This window comes from Cupriavidus necator, from assembly GCF_016127575.1.
Taxonomy (GTDB): Bacteria; Pseudomonadota; Gammaproteobacteria; order Burkholderiales; family Burkholderiaceae; genus Cupriavidus; species Cupriavidus necator_D.
Genome location: NZ_CP066018.1, coordinates 2,609,894 through 2,629,061, shown reverse-complemented (window position 1 = coordinate 2,629,061; position 19,168 = coordinate 2,609,894). Strand labels below are relative to the sequence as shown.

Genomic DNA, 19,168 nt, shown 5'->3' with positions numbered 1-19,168 from the left:
CCGCGTTGCCGGCAGGCCGCAAACGCGCCCTGCGAAGCCTGTCAATCATGGCCCTGTCACATTCCTGAAGGAATCCGGGTTTTCGCCGAGCGGGTTTTCGCCAGCTTCCGGCCAACGTCCGGATGCGGTCTACTGGACTCACATCGACGGCCTGGCACCGCAAACGCCGGATCGCCGCAGCCGATGGTGCCTCAGAACAAGTCCAATGACCGGGAGACAGACCATGGTGACGAAGAAAGAAGACGCTTTCGTACTGAAGAACCTTCTCGCCCTCGCAGCAGTGGAAACCCTGGGTGGCGCGATTGCCCTGGGCATGGTCTTCCACCTGATCTGAACTCGCTTGCTGCGCGCCGGCGCTGCCACGCCGGCGCCCGGCGCGCTCACTCGTCGACAATCACCTCGAAGCCGCCAAAGATCATCCGCTGGCCGTCGAACGGCATCGGATCCATGCCTTCCTTCAGGCGCGGGTCGGCCATCGCCGCCTTCATGCCAGTGTCGCGCTTCTCGCGTGACGGCCACAGGATCCACGAGAACACCACCGCCTCATCCTCCTTGCGCTGCACCGCCATCGTAAAGGACGTGACCTTGCCTTCCGGCACATCGTCACCCCAGCATTCCACCACCTTCAGCGCGCCGTGCTCCTTGAACACCGCGGCTGCCTTCTGCGCCACCTGGCGATAGGTCTCGCGAGTGGCCTGGGGAACGGCCAGTACAAATCCGTCGATATAGGACATGGGCTTCACTCCTGGTCAGATTGAATCGTGCGAATCGGATCAAACGCGCGATGACTACCATAGTCCATCGCCGCGCCCTCAGCGGGTGGTCCGCTGCCCGCGCCGGTCGACCTCGAACACCATGTTTTCCCGGAAGCGCTGCCGTAGCCACTGCTCGGCCCGGCCCTGCGGCCGGCCCGACTTCGCCCAGATCAGGTCGACGCTGACCAGCCAGTCCGTGTACGGATAGGCCGCCAGGTCCAGTTCCACCAGTTCGCCGCGCTCCAGCGCCGCGCGCACCAGTTGCCGCGGCAGTGTGGCCCAGCCCAGCCCGCTTTTCACCATTTCGACCAGCGCCAGGTAGCTTTCGGCGCGCCACACCCGCGCCGCGCGCAGGTATTCGCTGGTGGGCAGCTTGTCGGCATGCGCGCTGAAGGCCAGGCGCCGATAGGCGTGCAGGTCGGCAAACGAGACCTGTTCGCGCCCGGCCAGCGGGTGTCCCGGGTGCACCACATGCACCATGATCAGCTTGCCCAACTGCACGAAGGCCAGTTCCGGCGCGTAGTGCGGCTGCGCGAAGGCGATGCCGAGCTCGGCCTCGCCCTGCAGCACCAGTTCGCTGACATCGCCGTAGACCGGATTGCGAATGGTCAGGTCGACATACGGAAACTCCCGCTCGAATTCGGCCAGCACCGGCATCACCGCGTGGTACGGGATTTCGATCGCCAGCGTCAGCCCGGGCGGGTTGGCATCGGCCAGGCTGGCGGCATGGGCCTGCAGCGACCGGCAACGCTCCAGCACGGCTTCGGCCTCGGTCAGCAGCTTGCGGCCGGCCCCGGTCAGCGCCGGATTGCGGCTGCTGCGGTCGAACAGCGGCACGCCGAGGTCGATCTCCAGGTTGGCCACCGCCGCACTGACCGTGGACTGGGTCTTGCCCAGGCGCCGCGCGGCAGCGGAAAAGGAGCCTGTCTCAACCACCAGTGCGAATACCTGCAACTGGTCCAGCGAAAAACGCATGGCCACCCTCCCGCGACCCATCGACTGGATCGATAGGTATTGATTTGTTGTACCGATGAAGTTGCGGAGATGATGCCGCAACGGCCGAGGGATCACAAATCCCGGCAATCCCGGCCGGCGCTGCCCAATCCGCCCTGCCAGAGGCGGAAGCGGCTTCCATCGAAAAAGGAGACAAGCCCATGAAGACCCCGACACCGGTACACCCGGTCGATGAAATCCTGCCGCTGCGCCAGCTGGCGAGCTTCGGCCTGCAGCACGCCCTGATCCCTTTCCCAACCGGAGACCCCAAGCATGACCCGAATCACAGACCCGTCCGGCGCTGAACTGTCGCCGCTCGACCTGGAACTGCTGCGCCAGTCGATCGCGCTGTCCGATGCATCCAGGGCTCGCGGCCGCCATCCGTTCGCCGCGCTGGTGGCCGACCAGGCCGGCAATATCATCGCCAGCGCCGGCAACAACTCGATGCCGCCGGAGGGCGACCCGACCCAGCACGCCGAACTGGTCGCCGCCGCGCAGGCCGCGCGTGCGCTGCCGCCGGAGCAACTGGCCGACTGCACCCTCTACACTAGCGCGGAGCCGTGCTGCATGTGCGCCGGCGCGATCTACTGGACCGGCATCGGGCGCGTGGTCTATGCGCTGTCAGAACACAAGCTGCTGGGCCTGACCGGCGACCACCCGGAGAACCCCACCCTCTCGCTGCCTTGCCGCGAAGTGTTCGCGCGCGGGCAGCGCCAGGTGGATGTGGTCGGGCCGGTGCTCGAGGACGAAGCCGCGGCACCGCACGCGGGCTTCTGGAAGTAGCCATCCTGCCTGCCGTCCGCCCGACGGACGGCACCGATCGGCGTTGGACATTCTGTCATCGACACGTCACCCCGCCTTCCTACACTCGCCTGGCTCCGGCTCCCAGCAGCCGCCACACCCACCCAGCCAGGCGAACCCGATGCTCCCCTGCAAACTTCCAAGAACCCTGGCCGCGACCCTGATCGCGGCGGCATTGCTGACCGCATGCGGTGGCGATGACGGCGGCGGCAACCTGTCGCCGAGTGCGACTGTCACGCCGAACGCACAACCGGAACAGCCCGGCAAGAAGCCGGACCGGCGGCCCGACCCCGTGATCCGCTGCGCCCCCTGACAACGCAAGTCCCGACGCCATCCGACAAGACCATGGTCTCTCGCCGCAACTTCCTGCAAGCCGCAGCCGGCACCGGCTTCGCCGCCGCCGCACTGGCCGCGTTCCCGCCCAGCATCCGCAAGGCCCTGGCCATCCCGGCCAACAATGCCACCGGCACCATCAAGGATGTCGAGCATGTGGTGATCCTGATGCAGGAGAACCGTTCCTTCGACCACTACTTCGGCACGCTCAAGGGTGTGCGCGGGTTCGGCGACCGCTTCACCATCCCGCTGCCCAATGCGCGCAAGGTATGGCAGCAACAGCGCTCCAACGGCGCCGTGCTGACCCCGTATCACCTGGATGGCACCAACAACAACGCGCAGCGCGCGGCCGGCACGCCGCATGCGTGGGTGGACAGCCAGCAGGCCTGGGACCACGGCCGCATGGCCAGTTGGCCGACGTACAAGACCAATACCTCGATGGGCTACTTCAAGGAGAAGGAGATCCCGTTCCAGTTCGCACTGGCCAATGCGTTTACGCTGTGCGACGCGTACCACTGCTCGATGCATACGGGCACTGACGCGAACCGTTCATTCCACCTGACCGGCACCAACGGCCCGACCGCAGCCAACGTCGCCTTCGTCAACAATGAGTGGGACGCGATCGACGGCCTGCCCGCCTCGGCCAACACCGGCTACACCTGGAAGACCTATGCCGAGCGGCTGGAAGCAGCCGGCATCAGTTGGATCTGCTACCAGAACATGCCGGACGAATGGGGCGACAACATGCTGGGCGCGTTCCAGCAGTTCCGCAAGGCCAACCTGGCCTCGGGCTTTCCGGTATCCAGCGGCGGCGCGCCGGGCGCGCCCTATGCCAACACCGGCCAGCCACTGCCGTACCACGCCTACGATGCGGCCACCGACAATGCCGCCAATCCGCTGTACAAGGGCGTGGCCAACACCCTGCCCGGCACCAGACCCGAGGAATACCTCGACGCCTTCCGCCGCGACATCAAGGAAGGCAGGCTGCCGCAGGTATCGTGGATCAATGCGCCGTCGATCTACTGCGAGCATCCCGGCCCGTCCAGCCCGGTTCAGGGCGCGTGGTTCCTGCAGGAAGTGCTGGACGCGCTGACCGCCGTGCCCGAGGTCTGGAGCAAGACCGTGCTGCTGGTCAACTTCGACGAGAACGACGGCTACTTCGACCACGTCCCCTCCCCCTCGGCGCCGTCGGTGAACCCCGACAAGACGCTGGCCGGCAAGGCGACGCTGAGCGATGCCGAGATGCAGGCCGAATACTTCAACCATCCGCCGCCACCGGGCAGCCGGACCCAGCCCGCTGCTGACGGCCGCGTCTACGGTCCCGGGCCGCGCGTGCCGCTTTACGCGATCTCGCCGTGGAGCCGCGGCGGCTGGATCAATTCCCAGGTGTTCGACCACACCTCCGTGCTGCGCTTCCTGGAAGCGCGGTTCGGCGTGGCCGAACCCAACATCAGCCCGTTCCGCCGTGCCGTCTGCGGCGACCTGACCAGCGCGTTCAACTTCAAGACGCCCAACTCGGAAGCCCTGCCCACGCTGAGTGGCCGCACCACGCGCAGCGGCGCCGACCAGCTGCGCCAGGCCCAGCAGGCACTGCCCGCGGTGCCGCTGCCGGTCGACATGCAATTGCCGCTGCAAGCCACCGGCACCCGCCCGTCACGCGCGCTGCCGTACGAGCTGCACACCAGCGCGCGCTGCAGCGCCGTGGGGCAGGTCGAACTGGTATTCGCCAACACCGGCACGCAAGCCGCGGTGTTCCACGTCTACGACCGCTACCAGCTGGGCCGCATTCCGCGCCGCTATGTCGTGGAAGCCCGCAAGTCCCTGAGCGACACCTGGAACGTGTTCCAGGACAACGCCGGGCAATACGACCTGTGGGTACTGGGCCCCAACGGCTTCCACCGCCATTTCCGCGGCGATACCAACCGCATCGGCGACACCGGCATCGCACCGGAGATCCGCGTCTGCTACGACATTGCCAATGGCGACGTCTATGTCGACCTGATCAACGCCGGCCGCAAGGCCTGCCACTTCAGCATCCAGGCGCTCGCGTACCGAACCGATGGCCCGTGGCCGGTCACTGTCGGCGCCAATGACAGCAAGTCCGTGCATTGGTCGCTGGAGGAAAGCGGGCAGTGGTATGACTTCGCGGTGACGTGCGACAGCGACCCGGCGTTCTATCGCCGCTTTGCGGGGCGGGTGGAGAACGGCAGGCATACGGTTAGCGATCCGGCGATGGGGATGGTGACGGCGCAGGATTGAGCGGTAGTTCGAGGCAAAAAAAAGGACTGCAGGTATCAACCTGCAGTCCTTTTTCACATTGGTGGGCCTCCCGTGAGTCGAACACGGCACCAACGGATTATGAGTCCGCTGCTCTAACCAGGCATGAGCTAGAGGCCCTTGGAAGCGTTTAGTTGCCTTCCAGGAAGCTCTTCAGCTTGTCCGAGCGGCTCGGGTGGCGCAGCTTGCGCAGTGCCTTGGCCTCGATCTGGCGGATCCGTTCACGCGTGACGTCGAACTGCTTGCCGACCTCTTCCAGCGTGTGGTCGGTGCTCATTTCGATGCCGAAGCGCATGCGCAGCACCTTGGCTTCGCGCGGCGTGAGCGAGTCCAGCACGTCCTTGACGACGTCGCGCATGGAGCCGTGCAGCGCGGCTTCGGCCGGGGCCAGCGTGTTGGTGTCCTCGATGAAGTCGCCCAGATGGGAGTCGTCGTCGTCACCGATCGGCGTTTCCATGGAGATCGGCTCTTTGGCGATCTTCATGATCTTGCGGATCTTGTCTTCCGGCATCTCCATCTTCTCGGCCAGCGTTGCCGGATCCGGCTCGTTGCCGGTTTCCTGCAGGATCTGGCGCGAGATGCGGTTCATCTTGTTGATGGTCTCGATCATGTGCACCGGGATACGGATGGTGCGCGCCTGGTCGGCGATCGAGCGCGTGATGGCCTGGCGGATCCACCACGTGGCGTAGGTCGAGAACTTGTAGCCGCGGCGGTATTCGAACTTGTCCACCGCCTTCATCAGGCCGATGTTGCCTTCCTGGATCAGGTCGAGGAACTGCAGGCCGCGATTCGTGTACTTCTTGGCGATCGAAATCACCAGACGCAGGTTGGCCTCGGTCATCTCGCGCTTGGCTTCGCGGGCACGACGCTCGCCCTCGGCCATCTTGCGGTTGACGCCCTTCAGTTCCTTCAGCGGCAGCACCACGCGCGACTGCAGGTCGATCAGCTTCTGCTGCAGCTCATGCACGGCCGGCACGTTGCGCTCGACGATGGTGCTGTAGCCCTTGCCGTCGGCGACGATGGTGTGGACCCACTCGAGGTTGGTCTCGTTGCCCGGGAAGCGGGCGACGAATTCCGAGCGCGGCATGCCGCACTTGTCGACCACGATGTTCAGGATCGAGCGTTCGAGCTTGCGCACTTCGTCGACCTGGCCGCGCAGCGTGTCGCACAGGCGCTCGACATTGCGGGCGGTGAAGCGGATGCCCATCAGCTCGGCCTGGATGGCTTCCTGCGCCTTGACGTAGGGCTTGGAGTTGTAGCCTTCCTTTTCGAACGCGCGGCGCATCTTGTCGAACTGCTCGGCGATCACGCGGAATTTCTCCAGCGCGTTCTGCTTCAGTTCTTCCAGCTGGCGCGCGGAGGCACCGGCGCCGGCGCCGCCTTCGTCGTCATCGTCCTCGTCGCCTTCCTCTTCGTCGTCGGACTCGATATCCTCGTCGTCGGCCGCTGCAGCCGGGGCTGCGGGCGCTTCCGGGGCTTCGTCGGCGTTCGGGTCGATCAGGCCGTCGACGAATTCGTCGATCTTGATCTCGTCGTTGGCCACGCGCTCGGCATGGGCCAGGATCTCGGAGATGGTGACCGGGCAAGCCGAAATCGCCATCACCATGTCCTTCAGGCCGGCCTCGATGCGCTTGGCGATCTCGATTTCGCCTTCGCGCGTGAGCAGCTCGACCGTGCCCATTTCGCGCATGTACATGCGCACCGGGTCGGTGGTGCGGCCGAACTCGGAGTCCACCGTGGACAGGGCCGCTTCGGCCTCTTCCTCGGCTTCTTCCTCGCTGGTGGCGGACGGGGCGTTGTCGTTGAGCAGCAGCGTCTCGGCATCCGGCGCCTGTTCGTAGACAGCGATGCCGATGTCGTTCAGCGTGGCGACCAGCGTGTCGATCGTTTCCGAATCGACCATGTCGTCCGGCAGGTGATCGTTGATTTCCGCGTAGGTCAGGTAGCCGCGCGACTTGCCCAGCTTGATCAGCGCCTTGAGTTTCTGGCGACGCAGCTCAAGCTCTTCCTCGGTACCCTGCTGGGTCGAGGCGAACTCCTTGAGCAGGGCCTTTTCCTTGGCCTTGCGGTCCTTGGCTTTCTGCTTTTCGGTCTTCGGCGCCGCGGCCGGGGTTGCCGCCGGGCGCGCATCGTTCTCGTAAAACTCTTCAGTCACGTCGTCTGTTGTGCTGTCGTCGTGCTGCATCTCGGCCTTGGGCTTGCGGCCACGCTTTTTCGGCTCCGGCTTGATTGCCGGCGCAGCGGGACGCTCGGATGCAACGGATGCAGGTGTCGCGGCACGCGCCTTGGTTGCCGTAGTGGTGGTGCCAGCCTTGGCTTCCCCACTCTTGGCGCCGGCGGCTGCCGCTCGCTTGCTCTCGACTTCGGTATTCTGCTGTTTCGCCACGGTGATACTCTTGCCTTTCACTGGTGCAGATGCGGCGACCTTGCCGCTCGTACTGGCGCTCTTGCCGCTCTCGCGTGCCGAAGTCGAGGCCTTTGTCTTTTCGGATGTGCGAGTCCTGGCGGGAGTCGTCACGGCGGGCGCTTGCGCGCTACGCACGGACTTTGATGGCGCAGACCGGGCTGGTGTCTTGACTGACGCGGTCGATGTCTTCGCCGCCGTTGTTTTCACAGACGCCTTGCCGCTCCCTGATTGGGGAGCTTTAGAGGTAACCCTTTCGGTTGCTTTGGCCTTTGCCATTGGCACGCTCACTTTCACCAGAACTGGAGAGAAAGATTTCGCAATCCAAACCGGCTATTGTAGCACGCCACGCATAGCCGGCTCCCTATCAGGTGAGGTTTTCACCTGAAAAATCAAGGCTTAAGCTCGGCGGGGCCGGGCCCAGTCCCTTATCCAACGCTTACTGCCACCTCCTGGTTGATGACCAGGGCGCACACAGGCACCTCAGCCAAGTTGGCGCCGCCGGTGGATTTCGCCCACCAGCCAGCGCATGCGCTGCTTGGCCGCTTCATCGGCCGTGCCGGCCACTACCTCCGCCTGCAGGCCGTCGAGCTCGCGCCGCAGCGGCTCGGCCAGCAGCTTGGTAATGGCCGCATCGAAATCCTGTATTGCGGGTGCCTCTTCGATCTCTTCTCGCAGCACCGCGGCACGCGCCACGGCATACACCTCGGCATAGGGCGACTGGGCCAGGTGTTCGCTGAAGGCCGCAAAATTGACCTCGCCCTGCACGCTGTCGCACGCCTCCACCAGGTGCGCCAGCACTTCACTGTCGCTGCTCTCGCCGCCCAGCAGCAGCGCGCGCGCATCCTCGTCCAGCCTCGCCGACAGTGCCGGATAGCACATCAGCAGCTGGATCACCCGCTGCTCCAGCCCGGTCGGGGCCTGGCGGCGCGTGCGCGGGCGCGGCTGGGCGAAGCGGCCGACGCGGGCCGGGTCGCTGCGCAGGCCGCAGATGGCTTCGATCTCCGCGGGTGTCGTTCCCGTGGCATCGGCAAGTTCGCGCACAATCTGTAGCCTCAGGCCGCCGGCGGGCATGGCCTGCAGCAGCGGCTTGGCCTCGTACTGGGCCCGGGCGCGGCCCTCGGGCTGGCGCAGGTCCAGGTCTTCGGTGACCGACTGCAGCAGGAAGCGCGACAGCGGCATGGCGTTGCGCACCTGGGTGGCAAAGGCCTCGGTGCCCTCTTCGCGCACATAGCTGTCCGGATCATGCTCGGCCGGCAGGAACAGGAAGCGGATGGTCTTGTTGTCCGCCACATGCGGCAGGCAGGCTTCCAGCGCGCGCCGGGCCGCGCGGCGCCCGGCAGAGTCGCCGTCGAACGAGAACACCACGGCGTCGGTCTGGCGCAGCAGCTTCTGCACGTGCACAGGGGTGCACGCCGTGCCCAGGGTGGCAACGGCATTGGCAAAACCGAGCTGGGCCAGCGCCACGACGTCCATATACCCTTCGACCACCAGCACGTAGCCGGTTTCCCGGATTGCGTGACGGGCCTCGAACAGCCCGTACAGCTCCGTGCCCTTGCTGAACAGCGGAGTCTCGGGCGAGTTCAGGTACTTGGGCTCGCCCTGCCCCATCACGCGCCCGCCGAAGCCGATCACGGCCCCCTTGGTGTTGCGGATAGGGAACATGATGCGGTCGCGGAAGCGGTCGTAGCGGCGCGGCTTGCCGTCCGCATCGCGCTTGTCGCTTTCGATCAGCAGGCCGCACTCGACCAGCGGCGCCGACACGTTGTCATCACGATAGCTGCCGAATACGGCCTCCAGGCCCTGCCAGTCATCCGGCGCGTAGCCCAGGCCAAAGTTCGCGGCGATCTCGCCGGTCAGGCCACGGCCCTTCAGGTACTGGATCGCCTGCGGCGCGCTTCGCAGCTGGCGGCGGTAGAAATCGGTGGCGCGGGTCATGGCGTCGGACAGCGCCACCGAACGGGCCTGCTGCTCCGCGCGCTGCCCGGGCGGCAGACGGTCGCGCTCTTCCGGCACGCTCATGCCGACCGACTGGGCCAGCTCGCGCACCGCTTCCGGGTAGGACTGGCCGGAAAACTCCATCAGGAAGCCGATGGCCGAGCCGTGGGCGCCACATCCGAAGCAGTGGTAGAACTGCTTGGTCGGCGACACCGTGAATGACGGCGATTTCTCGTTATGGAAGGGGCACAGCCCCATGAAATTGGCGCCGCCCTTCTTCAGCTGCACATACTTGCCCACCACATCGACAATGTCGACACGGTTGAGCAGGTCCTGAATAAAGGATTGCGGAATCACCCGACTGACCGTCCTGAGGCATGGCCGTCCCGCGGCGGGCGGCTTCTTTTAGGAATGCGTGACCGGTGCGGCGCCCGGCTGCTATCGGAATATTGTAGTGCAGCGTGATAGGGCCGCCCGGACTACGTGACATCTCCGTGCAACTGCACCGAACCACGCGGATCCGGTGCTTATCTTGCCAGCAACCGATTAAATCAGTATTTACTTTGCTGCAAGTGCCGCCTTGACCAGGGCCGATACGGCGGTCATGTCGGCACGGCCGGCCAGCTTGCCCTTGAGCACGCCCATGACCTTGCCCATGTCCTGCGGACCGGCGGCACCAGTGGCGGCAACGGCCTGCTGGACCTCGGCGGCGACTTCCTCGTCCGACAGCGCGGCGGGCATGTAGGCCTGCAGCACTTCGACTTCCGCCGACTCCTTGTCTGCCAGGTCATTGCGGCCCGCCTGCCGGAACTGCGAGATCGAATCCTTGCGCTGCTTGATCAGCTTCTCGACCACGGCCAGCACGGCGGTATCGTCCAGTTCCACGCGCTCATCGACCTCGCGCTGCTTGATGGCGGCCAGCAGCAGGCGGATGGTGCCGAGGCGCTCCGTTTCGCGCGCGCGCATGGCGGTCTTCATGTCTTCGCTGATACGGGCTTTGAGGGACATCGTGATCTTCCAGAAAGTGGGTGGACACTCACAGGTGGCGGCGATGACCGCCCGCTGCAAGGCCCAGAATGCAAAAACCCGCCGAAGCGTAGGCCACAGCGGGTCGGATACAAGCGGGAGCGCCGGGGTCAGTACAGTTTTTTCGGCAGCATCTGGCTGCGGATGCGCTTGTAATGGCGCTTTTCGGCGGCTGCCTTCCTGCGCTTGCGCGCGGCGGTGGGCTTTTCGTAAAACTCGCGTGCCCGCAATTCCGGGAGCAGCCCGTTCTTCTCGATGGTGCGCTTGAAACGGCGCATGGCAACTTCAAAAGGCTCGTTTTCCTTGAGACGGATCGTGGTCATTTGGCCAGAAAATGAGAATTTTCGGGATAAGCGGCTCTACGAAGTTCTGGATTGTAGCACCAACAATCGAGCGCGGAAGTGGCGTGCAACGGACACTTGCCGAGTGCCGCCCACCGCCCTTCCAGCTCTCGCCAGTCTACCCTTGGGCTACCGATTGCCCTGCCGAAGCGGTGCGCGATGCCTCAGCCGCGGCCTGCCCCGCCGCCACCGCGGACGCCCACGCCCACTGGAAGTTGTAGCCGCCCAGCCAGCCGGTCACGTCCACCACCTCGCCGATGAAATACAGGCCCGGCACCTCGCGCGCCATCATGGTGGTTGACGACAGCGCCCGCGTGTCGACCCCGCCAAGCGTGACCTCGGCCTTGCGGTAGCCCTCGGTGCCCGACGGCACGATGCGCCAGCCGTTGAGCGTGGCGCCAAGCTTGCGCAGGGCCTTGTCGGTCACATCATGCAGCGGCATGGCGGCATCCACGCCCGAGGCCGCGCACCAGGCATCGGCCAGCCGCGCCGGCAACCGTTGCGCCAGCAGGTTGCCCAGGTGCTTGCGGCTGCCGGTCTTCTGCTCGAGCAGCCAGGCGGCGGCATCCTCGCCATCAAACAGGTCGATGGCGATCGGTGTGCCGGGACGCCAGTAGCTGGAAATCTGCAGCACGGCGGGTCCGGACAGGCCGCGATGGGTCCACAGCAGGTCTTCGCGGAAGGCTCCGGCCGCCTTGCCGTTGCCGGTGGCGATATCCACTTCCAGCGACACGCCGGCCAGCGGCGCGAACGGCACCCAGTCCTTGCCATCGAAGGTCAGCGGCACCAGCGCCGGCCGGGTTTCGACGATGCCCAGCCCGAACTGCCGGGCGATGCGATAGCCAAAGTCGGTGGCACCGATCTTGGGGATCGACAGGCCGCCGGTGGCCACCACCAGCGCCCCGGCCCGCACCATGCCGGTAGCGGTGAGCAGCAGGAAGTCGTCGCCCTCGCGCCGGACCTCGGCCACGCTGCAGCCGGTGTGCCAGCGCACATGGCCGGTGTCGCATTCGGCGCGCAGCATGGCGATCACGTCTTCGGCGCTGTCGTTGCAGAACAGCTGGCCACGATGTTTCTCGTGCCAGTCGATGCCGTAGCGGCGCATCAGGCCAAGGAAATCCTGCGGCGTGTAGCGCGCCAGCGCCGAGCGGCAGAAGTGCGGATTGGACGACAGGTAGTTGGAGGGCCCGGCCTGCAGGTTGGTGAAATTGCAGCGCCCGCCGCCCGAGATGCGGATCTTCTCGGCAAGCTTGGTGGCATGGTCGATCAGCACCACGCGCGCGCCGTTCTGGCCGGCCACGGCGGCACACATCATGCCGGCCGCGCCCGCACCCAGCACGGCCACGTCATACCGGCCCGTCCGGGCCGATGTTGCCCCGCTCATTGCACGCCTCGCGCATCCATGTGTATTGCCACCGCCAGAGAAAGGGCAGATTGTAGCGAAAAGCACGCCGCGCGCTGCTGTGCTACCCTGCGCGCTTCCTGCAACCTGTTGTTTCGACAGCCGTTTCCCTGACCGGAGGCGGCCCTATGCGCTCCCCATGCTTGTCCTCGGCATCGAATCCTCCTGCGACGAAACCGGCCTCGCCCTCTATGACACCGGCGCCGGCCTGCTCGCGCACGCGCTGCACTCGCAGATCGCCATGCACCGCGACTACGGCGGCGTGGTGCCGGAACTGGCGTCGCGCGACCATATCCGCCGCGTGCTGCCGCTGCTGGAGCAGGTGCTGGCCGATGCCGGCCGTACCCGCCAGGACATCGACGCCATCGCCTTCACCCAGGGCCCCGGGCTGGCCGGCGCACTGCTGGTGGGCGCCTCGGTGGCCAATGCACTGGGCTTTGCGCTGAACGTGCCGATGGTGGGCGTGCACCACCTGGAAGGCCACCTGCTGTCGCCGCTGCTGACGCGCGAGCCGCCGCCCTTCCCGTTCGTGGCGCTGCTGGTGTCGGGCGGGCATACGCAGTTGATGGAAGTGCGCGGCATCGGCGACTACACGCTGCTGGGCGAAACCCTGGACGACGCCGCCGGCGAAGCCTTCGACAAGACCGCCAAGCTGCTGGGCCTGGGCTATCCGGGCGGCCCCGAAGTGTCGCGGCTGGCCGAATTCGGTATCCCCGGCGCCTTTGCGCTGCCGCGGCCGATGCTGCATTCGGGCAACCTGGATTTCTCCTTCGCCGGACTGAAGACCGCGGTACTGACGCAAACACGCAAGCTCGCCAACACCTGCGAGCAGGATCGCGCCAACCTGGCGCGCGCCTTTGTCGATGCCATTGTCGACGTGCTGGCCGCCAAGTCGATGGCAGCGCTCAAGCAGACCGGCCACAAGCGGCTGGTGGTGGCGGGAGGCGTGGGTGCCAACCGCCAGTTGCGCGAGCGGCTGGACCAGATGGGCAAGCAGCGCAAGATCGACGTGTATTACCCGGATTTGGCGTTCTGCACCGACAACGGCGCGATGATCGCGTTTGCCGGCGCCATGCGCCTGCAGGCCGCGCCCGAACTGGCGCGGCACGAGTATGGCTACGGCGTGACGCCGCGCTGGGACCTGGCGGATATCCGCCTGCCTTCGGCGGCCTGAACCGGACCAAAAAATAGCCACCGCATGCGGTGGCTATTTCTATTGCAGCGACAACGCGGTCAGTCGACCCGCTTGTCCCGCTCGATCACCGCATACGCGCTGTGGTTGTGGATCGACTCAAAGTTCTCCGCCTCCAGCACATAGGCCACGATGCGATCATCCGCATTCAGGCGCATGGCGATATCGCGCACCAGGTCCTCGACGAACTTGGGGTTCTCATAGGCGCGCTCGGTGACGAACTTCTCGTCGGGGCGCTTGAGCAGGCCCCACAGCTCGCACGAGGCCTCTTCCTCGGCCATGCGCACCAGCGCTTCCACCGGCAGCTCGCCGGCCAGTTCCACGTTCATGGTGATATGCGAACGCTGGTTGTGCGCGCCGTACTGCGAGATCTTCTTCGAGCACGGGCACAGGCTGGTCACCGGCACCAGCGCCTTCAGGAACACGCGCGCGGCGCCGTCGCGCACTTCGCCGGTCAGCGTGACCTCGTAGTCCAGCAGCGACTCCACGCCCGACACAGGCGCGGTCTTGCTGATGAAGTACGGGAAGGTGACCTCGATGCGGCCGGCCTCGGCTTCCAGCTTTTCCAGCATCTTGTCCAGCATCAGCCGGAAGCTGGACAGCTCCAGCGGTGCGCGCTCTTCTTCCAGCAGCGCGACGAAGCGCGACATATGCGTGCCCTTCTGGTCCGCCGGCAGGTGCACGTCGAGATTGAAGGTGCCCACGCTCGGCATGATGCCGGCCGGGGTCTTCAGGGTCACGGGGTAACGCACGCCTTTGACACCGACACGCTGGATGGGGATCTGGCGGGTGTCGGGGCTCGACTGGACGTCGGGCATGACGAAGGCGGGATTGATGTCATTCATCTACGGTTTCCTCCAGGGTCGCGCCCAAGGGGGACGGCACGAGCCCTTACGGTCGCGGCAATTTCGCAGTCCATCCATGCCGCGCAACGAGTGTGAAACCACGGGATCCGGCAAGTGGCACGCCGGCCCGCAGCTGCGAACACAAAAAAGGGGAGTTTAAGGGAATTCGGACGCACTCGTGGTGCGAGGGCCGAATCCCCTTCGGGACAGCAGGTGATCAGGCCACGCGCGAGGCGACCGTGACCTTGGGCTGGTCCAGCCCGAAGCGCTCGCGCACCGAGCGCTCGATGCCGGCCGCATCCAGGCCGCATTGCTGCAGCAGATAGGCCGGGTCGCCGTGGTCGACGAAGCGGTCGGGCAGGCCCAGCGTCAGCACCGGCTTGTCGATGCCGGCCTCGGCCAGTGCCTCCAGCACGGCGCTGCCGGCGCCGCCCATCACGCTGCCCTCTTCCACGGTCACCAGGTAGTCGTTCTCCGCGGCCAGGCGCTTGACCAGCTCCACGTCGAGCGGCTTGACGAAACGCATGTCGGCGACCGCGGCATCCAGCGCCTCGGCGGCACCCAGGGCCGGGTGCACCATCGAGCCGAACGCCAGGAAGCCCACGCGATGCCCCGCGCGCGCACCTCCCTCGCGGCGCATCACGCCCTTGCCGACCGGCACAGTGGTGAGCTCGGCGGCAATGGCCGCGCCCGGGCCGGAGCCGCGCGGATAGCGCACGGCGCTCGGGCACGCCTGGTGGAACGCCGTGGTCAGCAGCTGACGGCACTCGTTCTCGTCGGACGGCGTCATCACCATCATGTTGGGGATGCAGCGCAGGTAGGCGATATCGTAGGCACCCGCGTGCGTGGCGCCGTCGGCGCCGACCAGGCCGGCACGGTCCAGCGCGAACACCACCGGCAGGTTCTGCAGCGCCACGTCGTGGATCAGCTGGTCGTAGCCGCGCTGCAGGAAGGTCGAGTAGATCGCCACCACCGGCTTGAGACCCTCGCAGGCCAGGCCGCCGGCAAAGGTCACGGCGTGCTGCTCGGCGATGCCCACGTCGTAGTAGCGGTCCGGGAAGCGCCGCTCGAACTCGACCATGCCCGAGCCCTCGCGCATCGCCGGCGTAATGCCGACCAGGCGCTTGTCGGCTGCGGCCATGTCGCACAGCCAGTCGCCGAACACCTGCGTGTAGGTCTTGCGCGCTGGCTTGGCCGCCGGGCGGATGCCCTCGGCCGGGTTGAATTTGCCCGGGCCGTGGTAGAGGATCGGGTCGGCCTCGGCCAGCTTGTAGCCCTGGCCCTTCTTGGTCACCACGTGCAGGAACTGCGGGCCGGCGCCCTCGAGCGCGCGCTCGCGGATATTCTGCAGCGTCGGCACCAGCGAGTTCAGGTCGTGGCCGTCGATCGGGCCGATGTAGTTGAAGCCGAATTCCTCGAACAGCGTGGCCGGCACCATCATGCCCTTGGCATGTTCCTCGAAGCGCTTGGCGAACTCCAGCACCGGCGGCGCCACCGACAGGACCTTCTCGATGCCCTTCTTGGTGGCCGCGTAGAACTGGCCGCTCAAGAGCCGCGCCAGGTGGCGGTTGAGCGCGCCCACCGGCGGCGAGATCGACATGTCGTTGTCGTTGAGCACCACCACCAGCGGCAGGTCCTTGTAGACGCCGGCGTTGTTCAGGGCCTCGAAGGCCATGCCCGCGGTCATGGCGCCGTCGCCGATCACCGCCACCGAGACGCGCTTCTCGCCCAGCGTGCGCGCACCGAGCGCCATGCCCAGCGCGGCCGAGATCGAGGTCGACGAATGCGCCGTGCCGAAGGTGTCGTATTCGCTCTCGCTGCGGCGCGGGAAGCCAGAGATGCCGCCCCACTGGCGCAGCGTGCCCATGCGCTCGCGGCGTCCGGTCAGGATCTTGTGCGGGTAGCTCTGGTGGCCCACGTCCCACACCAGCCGGTCGTCCGGGGTGTTGAAGACGTAGTGCAGCGCGATGGTCAGCTCGACCGTGCCCAAGTTGGACGACAGGTGGCCGCCGGTCTGCGAGACCGACTCCAGCACATAGGCGCGCAGTTCGTCCGCCAGGGTCCGGAGCTCACGCCGGTCGAGCTTGCGCAGGTCTGCGGGGGCGTCAATCTTGTTGAGGAGTGCGTAGGTCATGATGTCCGTTCGGCCGGCTCTCTGTTTAGTGTGTGCGCAGCACGATCAGGTCCGCCAGGTCCCGCAGGCGGTCCGCGCGCTCGCCAAAGCCGGCCAGCGCCTCGTGTGCGTCGGCGCGCAGCGTCCCGGCCAGTGCGCGTGCCGGGTCAAGCCCCATCAGCGACACATAGGTCGGCTTGTCATGGGCGGCGTCCTTGCCGGCGGTCTTGCCCAGCGTGGCGGTATCGGCAGTGACGTCCAGAATATCGTCAACCACCTGGAACGCCAATCCCACTGCCGCCGCATAGCGATCCAGCGCGGCCAGGCCCTCGGCGTCGATTTCACCACATAGCGCACCCATGCGCACACTGGCGCGCAACAGCGCGCCGGTCTTCATGCGATGCATGGCCTCGAGCGCCTCGCGCGTCATGGCGCGGCCCACGTTCTGCAGGTCGATCGCCTGGCCGCCGGCCATTCCGGTCGAGCCCGACGCCAGCGCCAGCTCGGCCACCAGCTGCAGCCGCGCCGCGGGCGCGATCGCCCCGGCACCGGCCAGCACGATAAAGGCCTGGGTCTGCAGCGCGTCGCCAACCAGCAATGCGGTGGCCTCGTCATAGGCCTTGTGCACGGTGGGCCGGCCGCGGCGCAGGTCGTCGTCGTCCATGCAGGGCATGTCGTCGTGCACCAGCGAATAGGCGTGGATCATCTCCACCGCACAGGCCGCCGCGTCGCAGGCGGCCGGAGCCGCCCCGCTGACCTCGCCGGCGGCATGCACCAGCAGCGGCCGCACGCGCTTGCCGCCGCTCAGTGCAGCATAGCGCATGGCTTCGTGCAGCGTATGCGGCACGGTCTCGGCAGCGGGCAGCGCCGCCTGCAGGGCGGCCTCGGTACGGGCGCCCTGGGCCTGCATCCATTGGGCAAAGTCACTCATGCCTCGTCCGCCCCCAGTGCACCGTTGGCGCCATTGCCCTCGCCGGCCAGCGGCTTGAGCACGTCACCTTCCAGCACGCGGACCTGCTGCTCGACCCGCTCCAGCTTCTGCTGGCAGTAGCGCACCAGCTCGGCGCCGCGGCGGTAGGCCGCCAGCGATGCCTCCAGCGGCAGTTCGCCGCTTTCCATGCTGGCCACCAGCGTTTCCAGCTCGGCCATCGCCGCTTCGTAGGAAGCGGGCGGCGCCGATGCGCTGGTGTCGGCGGTGTTGTCGGTCTGGACCGGAGCGGTCGTCGTTTTTGGCATATCAGGACCTGGAATCAAGGACCCCGGGGGAAACCCGGATGGGGAAGCCCGGATTTTACGCCAAAGCGGGAGCTTGCCCCATCCTTGCGCACGGTCGGCGTGGACCTATCGGGGTGCACAAACCACAGAAGTGACTTGTGCGCTCGGGTCGTCTTTCCGAATGCGCCCGGTACGGCACCCCGATGACGACCCGGGTCGACTTTTTCGCTAAAAAGGCAAAAAAATCAGTCCCTTAACTTTTTGGGTCGGGTACAATCTCCCCCTCGCCGCCAGGGGGCTACCGGACCTTGCCGACCTGGCGGAAGTCTTTCCCAAATCGATTCAATTTTCGATGGTTGGGTTGTTCACTGCTTTCACCTGTTCATCTGGGAGTGGGGATAATGTCCAATCTCAGCACCGCGCTCAACCTGGCGCCGGCTGATTCGCAACTGCCCGTCGGCGTCTATTTCGACGAAGCGCTGCATCAACAAGAACTCGAACTGCTGTTCAGGAATGGCCCGGGCTATATCGGCCACGAGCTGATGGTTCCGGAAGTCGGCGACTACCACACGCTCAGGGCAGAGGACGAAGGCCGCATGCTGGTACGCAACGCCGCCGGCATCGAACTGATGTCCAACGTCTGCCGCCACCGCCAGGCCATCATGCTCAACGGCCGCGGCAATGCGCAGAACATCGTCTGCCCCCTGCACCGCTGGACCTACGACCTGAAGGGCGAGCTGCTCGGCGCGCCGCATTTCGACAAGCAACCCTGCCTGCACCTGAAGCGCTCGCCGCTGCAGAACTGGAACGGGCTGCTGTTCGACGGCAAGCGCGACGTGCGCGCCGACCTGGCCAGGCTGGGCGTGGCCCAGGACCTGAACTTCGACGGCTACATGCTGGACCACGTCGAGGTGCACGAGTGCGACTACAACTGGAAGACCTTTATCGAGGTCTACCTGGAGGACTACCACGTGGTGCCGTTCCACCCGGGGCTGGGCAGCTTCGTCTCGTGCGACGACCTCAAGTGGGAGTTCGGCGAGTGGCACAGCGTGCAGACCGTGGGCCTGCATGCCGGCCTGAAGCGCCCCGGCAGCCCGACCTACCAGAAATGGCACGACGCGGTGCTGCGCTTCAACGACGGCGTGCTGCCCAAGCACGGCGCGATCTGGCTGACCTACTACCCCAACATCATGGTGGAGTGGTACCCCAACGTGCTGGTGATCTCGACGCTGCACCCGGTCGGCCCGCGCAAGACGCGCAATGTGGTGGAGTTCTACTACCCCGAGGAAATCGCGCTGTTCGAGCGCGAGTTCGTCGAGGCCGAGCGCGCCGCCTACATGGAAACCTGCATCGAGGACGACGAGATCGCCGAACGCATGGATGCCGGCCGGCTGGCGCTGCTCAAGCGCGGCACCAGCGAAGTCGGGCCGTACCAGTCGCCGATGGAAGACGGCATGCAGCATTTCCATGAGTGGTATCGCCGCGCCATGGCTTACGCCGGCTAGTCCGGCGGACTAGTGCGATAACCGCACA

The 19,168-nt window shown here is 66.2% G+C and carries 18 protein-coding genes and 1 tRNA gene; 7 read left to right on the top strand and 12 right to left on the bottom strand.

The window, feature by feature from the left end:
- Positions 1 to 380: 380 nt before the first annotated feature.
- Together I6H87_RS12255 and I6H87_RS12250 are read right to left on the bottom strand one after the other, a co-directional pair.
- A complete protein-coding gene (locus I6H87_RS12255) occupies positions 381 to 734 on the bottom strand; it encodes a DUF1428 domain-containing protein (protein WP_010813628.1) in 354 nt (117 codons plus the stop codon).
- 78 nt (positions 735 to 812) lie between these two features.
- The gene (locus I6H87_RS12250) at positions 813 to 1,730 is read right to left on the bottom strand and encodes a LysR family transcriptional regulator (RefSeq protein ID WP_011615796.1); all 918 of its coding nucleotides are present in this window, start codon (positions 1,728 to 1,730) and stop codon (positions 813 to 815) included.
- Positions 1,731 to 1,909: 179 nt separating this feature from the next.
- Between I6H87_RS12250 and I6H87_RS12245 the strand changes: the two genes are divergently transcribed.
- From I6H87_RS12245 to I6H87_RS12230, 4 genes are all read left to right on the top strand, one after another.
- Entirely contained in the window at positions 1,910 to 2,053 is a 144-nt protein-coding gene (locus tag I6H87_RS12245; RefSeq protein WP_155737088.1) for a hypothetical protein, read from the top strand.
- Positions 2,022 to 2,531, top strand: a complete 510-nt coding sequence (locus tag I6H87_RS12240; protein WP_011615797.1) for a nucleoside deaminase — start codon at positions 2,022 to 2,024, stop codon at positions 2,529 to 2,531. The genes I6H87_RS12245 and I6H87_RS12240 overlap by 32 nt, the downstream gene beginning before the upstream one ends.
- A gap of 139 nt (positions 2,532 to 2,670) precedes the next feature.
- A complete protein-coding gene (locus tag I6H87_RS12235) occupies positions 2,671 to 2,862 on the top strand; it encodes a hypothetical protein (RefSeq protein WP_041687472.1) in 192 nt (63 codons plus the stop codon).
- A 32-nt stretch (positions 2,863 to 2,894) separates the two neighbouring features.
- Positions 2,895 to 5,141: a phosphocholine-specific phospholipase C gene (locus tag I6H87_RS12230; protein ID WP_011615799.1), complete on the top strand. Its 2,247-nt coding sequence runs from the start codon at positions 2,895 to 2,897 to the stop codon at positions 5,139 to 5,141.
- A 59-nt stretch (positions 5,142 to 5,200) separates the two neighbouring features.
- Here I6H87_RS12230 and I6H87_RS12225 read toward each other — a convergent pair.
- Together I6H87_RS12225 and rpoD are read right to left on the bottom strand one after the other, a co-directional pair.
- Positions 5,201 to 5,279: transfer RNA gene (locus I6H87_RS12225), tRNA-Ile, on the bottom strand.
- Positions 5,280 to 5,289: 10 nt separating this feature from the next.
- Complete coding sequence (gene rpoD / locus I6H87_RS12220) at positions 5,290 to 7,566, bottom strand: RNA polymerase sigma factor RpoD (protein ID WP_037023603.1); 2,277 nt, start codon at positions 7,564 to 7,566, stop codon at positions 5,290 to 5,292.
- Here rpoD and I6H87_RS34300 point away from each other — a divergent pair.
- Positions 7,556 to 7,951, top strand: a complete 396-nt coding sequence (locus I6H87_RS34300; protein ID WP_231881360.1) for a hypothetical protein — start codon at positions 7,556 to 7,558, stop codon at positions 7,949 to 7,951. The two genes, rpoD and I6H87_RS34300, sit on opposite strands and share 11 nt — an antisense overlap.
- 95 nt (positions 7,952 to 8,046) lie before the next feature.
- Here I6H87_RS34300 and dnaG read toward each other — a convergent pair whose 3' ends face one another.
- From dnaG to I6H87_RS12200, 4 genes are all read right to left on the bottom strand, one after another.
- Positions 8,047 to 9,858 carry a DNA primase gene (gene dnaG / locus I6H87_RS12215; protein ID WP_011615801.1) on the bottom strand — a complete coding sequence of 604 codons (1,812 nt, stop codon included), beginning with the start codon at positions 9,856 to 9,858 and terminating at the stop codon, positions 8,047 to 8,049.
- A gap of 201 nt (positions 9,859 to 10,059) precedes the next feature.
- Entirely contained in the window at positions 10,060 to 10,509 is a 450-nt protein-coding gene (locus I6H87_RS12210) for a GatB/YqeY domain-containing protein (RefSeq protein ID WP_010813636.1), read from the bottom strand.
- Between the two features lie 128 nt (positions 10,510 to 10,637).
- Positions 10,638 to 10,850 carry a 30S ribosomal protein S21 gene (rpsU, locus tag I6H87_RS12205; RefSeq protein ID WP_010813637.1) on the bottom strand — a complete coding sequence of 71 codons (213 nt, stop codon included), beginning with the start codon at positions 10,848 to 10,850 and terminating at the stop codon, positions 10,638 to 10,640.
- A 136-nt stretch (positions 10,851 to 10,986) separates the two neighbouring features.
- Positions 10,987 to 12,252, bottom strand: a complete 1,266-nt coding sequence (locus I6H87_RS12200; protein WP_011615802.1) for a BaiN/RdsA family NAD(P)/FAD-dependent oxidoreductase — start codon at positions 12,250 to 12,252, stop codon at positions 10,987 to 10,989.
- A gap of 157 nt (positions 12,253 to 12,409) precedes the next feature.
- Between I6H87_RS12200 and tsaD the strand changes: the two genes are divergently transcribed.
- Positions 12,410 to 13,444, top strand: a complete 1,035-nt coding sequence (tsaD, locus tag I6H87_RS12195; RefSeq protein WP_010813639.1) for a tRNA (adenosine(37)-N6)-threonylcarbamoyltransferase complex transferase subunit TsaD — start codon at positions 12,410 to 12,412, stop codon at positions 13,442 to 13,444.
- 59 nt (positions 13,445 to 13,503) lie between these two features.
- Here tsaD and folE2 read toward each other — a convergent pair whose 3' ends face one another.
- From folE2 to I6H87_RS12175, 4 genes are all read right to left on the bottom strand, one after another.
- Entirely contained in the window at positions 13,504 to 14,307 is an 804-nt protein-coding gene (gene folE2 / locus I6H87_RS12190; protein WP_010813640.1) for a GTP cyclohydrolase FolE2, read from the bottom strand.
- Positions 14,308 to 14,524: 217 nt separating this feature from the next.
- Positions 14,525 to 16,441 carry a 1-deoxy-D-xylulose-5-phosphate synthase gene (dxs, locus tag I6H87_RS12185; protein ID WP_010813641.1) on the bottom strand — a complete coding sequence of 639 codons (1,917 nt, stop codon included), beginning with the start codon at positions 16,439 to 16,441 and terminating at the stop codon, positions 14,525 to 14,527.
- 25 nt (positions 16,442 to 16,466) lie between these two features.
- On the bottom strand, positions 16,467 to 17,351 hold the full coding sequence (locus I6H87_RS12180) for a polyprenyl synthetase family protein (RefSeq protein ID WP_010813642.1): 885 nt from the start codon (positions 17,349 to 17,351) through the stop codon (positions 16,467 to 16,469).
- The gene (locus tag I6H87_RS12175; protein ID WP_010813643.1) at positions 17,348 to 17,656 is read right to left on the bottom strand and encodes an exodeoxyribonuclease VII small subunit; all 309 of its coding nucleotides are present in this window, start codon (positions 17,654 to 17,656) and stop codon (positions 17,348 to 17,350) included. Before I6H87_RS12175 ends, I6H87_RS12180 begins: the two co-directional genes overlap by 4 nt.
- 380 nt (positions 17,657 to 18,036) lie before the next feature.
- Between I6H87_RS12175 and I6H87_RS12170 the strand changes: the two genes are divergently transcribed.
- Complete coding sequence (locus tag I6H87_RS12170; RefSeq protein WP_035815796.1) at positions 18,037 to 19,140, top strand: aromatic ring-hydroxylating oxygenase subunit alpha; 1,104 nt, start codon at positions 18,037 to 18,039, stop codon at positions 19,138 to 19,140.
- Positions 19,141 to 19,168: the final 28 nt, after the last annotated feature.

Bases quoted from the DNA above. Each gene is read 5' to 3' on its own strand.
- I6H87_RS12200 (WP_011615802.1), bottom strand. From the start codon at position 12,252: ATGAGCGGGGCAACATCGGCCCGGACGGGCCGGTATGACGTGGCCGTG.
- I6H87_RS12235 (WP_041687472.1), top strand. From the start codon at position 2,671: ATGCTCCCCTGCAAACTTCCAAGAACCCTGGCCGCGACCCTGATCGCG.
- folE2 (WP_010813640.1), bottom strand. From the start codon at position 14,307: ATGAATGACATCAATCCCGCCTTCGTCATGCCCGACGTCCAGTCGAGC.
- I6H87_RS12255 (WP_010813628.1), bottom strand. From the start codon at position 734: ATGTCCTATATCGACGGATTTGTACTGGCCGTTCCCCAGGCCACTCGC.
- dxs (WP_010813641.1), bottom strand. From the start codon at position 16,441: ATGACCTACGCACTCCTCAACAAGATTGACGCCCCCGCAGACCTGCGC.
- I6H87_RS12175 (WP_010813643.1), bottom strand. From the start codon at position 17,656: ATGCCAAAAACGACGACCGCTCCGGTCCAGACCGACAACACCGCCGAC.
- I6H87_RS12245 (WP_155737088.1), top strand. From the start codon at position 1,910: ATGAAGACCCCGACACCGGTACACCCGGTCGATGAAATCCTGCCGCTG.
- tsaD (WP_010813639.1), top strand. From the start codon at position 12,410: ATGCTTGTCCTCGGCATCGAATCCTCCTGCGACGAAACCGGCCTCGCC.
- rpsU (WP_010813637.1), bottom strand. From the start codon at position 10,850: ATGACCACGATCCGTCTCAAGGAAAACGAGCCTTTTGAAGTTGCCATG.
- I6H87_RS12250 (WP_011615796.1), bottom strand. From the start codon at position 1,730: ATGCGTTTTTCGCTGGACCAGTTGCAGGTATTCGCACTGGTGGTTGAG.
- I6H87_RS12240 (WP_011615797.1), top strand. From the start codon at position 2,022: ATGACCCGAATCACAGACCCGTCCGGCGCTGAACTGTCGCCGCTCGAC.
- I6H87_RS12230 (WP_011615799.1), top strand. From the start codon at position 2,895: ATGGTCTCTCGCCGCAACTTCCTGCAAGCCGCAGCCGGCACCGGCTTC.
- I6H87_RS12180 (WP_010813642.1), bottom strand. From the start codon at position 17,351: ATGAGTGACTTTGCCCAATGGATGCAGGCCCAGGGCGCCCGTACCGAG.
- I6H87_RS12170 (WP_035815796.1), top strand. From the start codon at position 18,037: ATGTCCAATCTCAGCACCGCGCTCAACCTGGCGCCGGCTGATTCGCAA.
- I6H87_RS12210 (WP_010813636.1), bottom strand. From the start codon at position 10,509: ATGTCCCTCAAAGCCCGTATCAGCGAAGACATGAAGACCGCCATGCGC.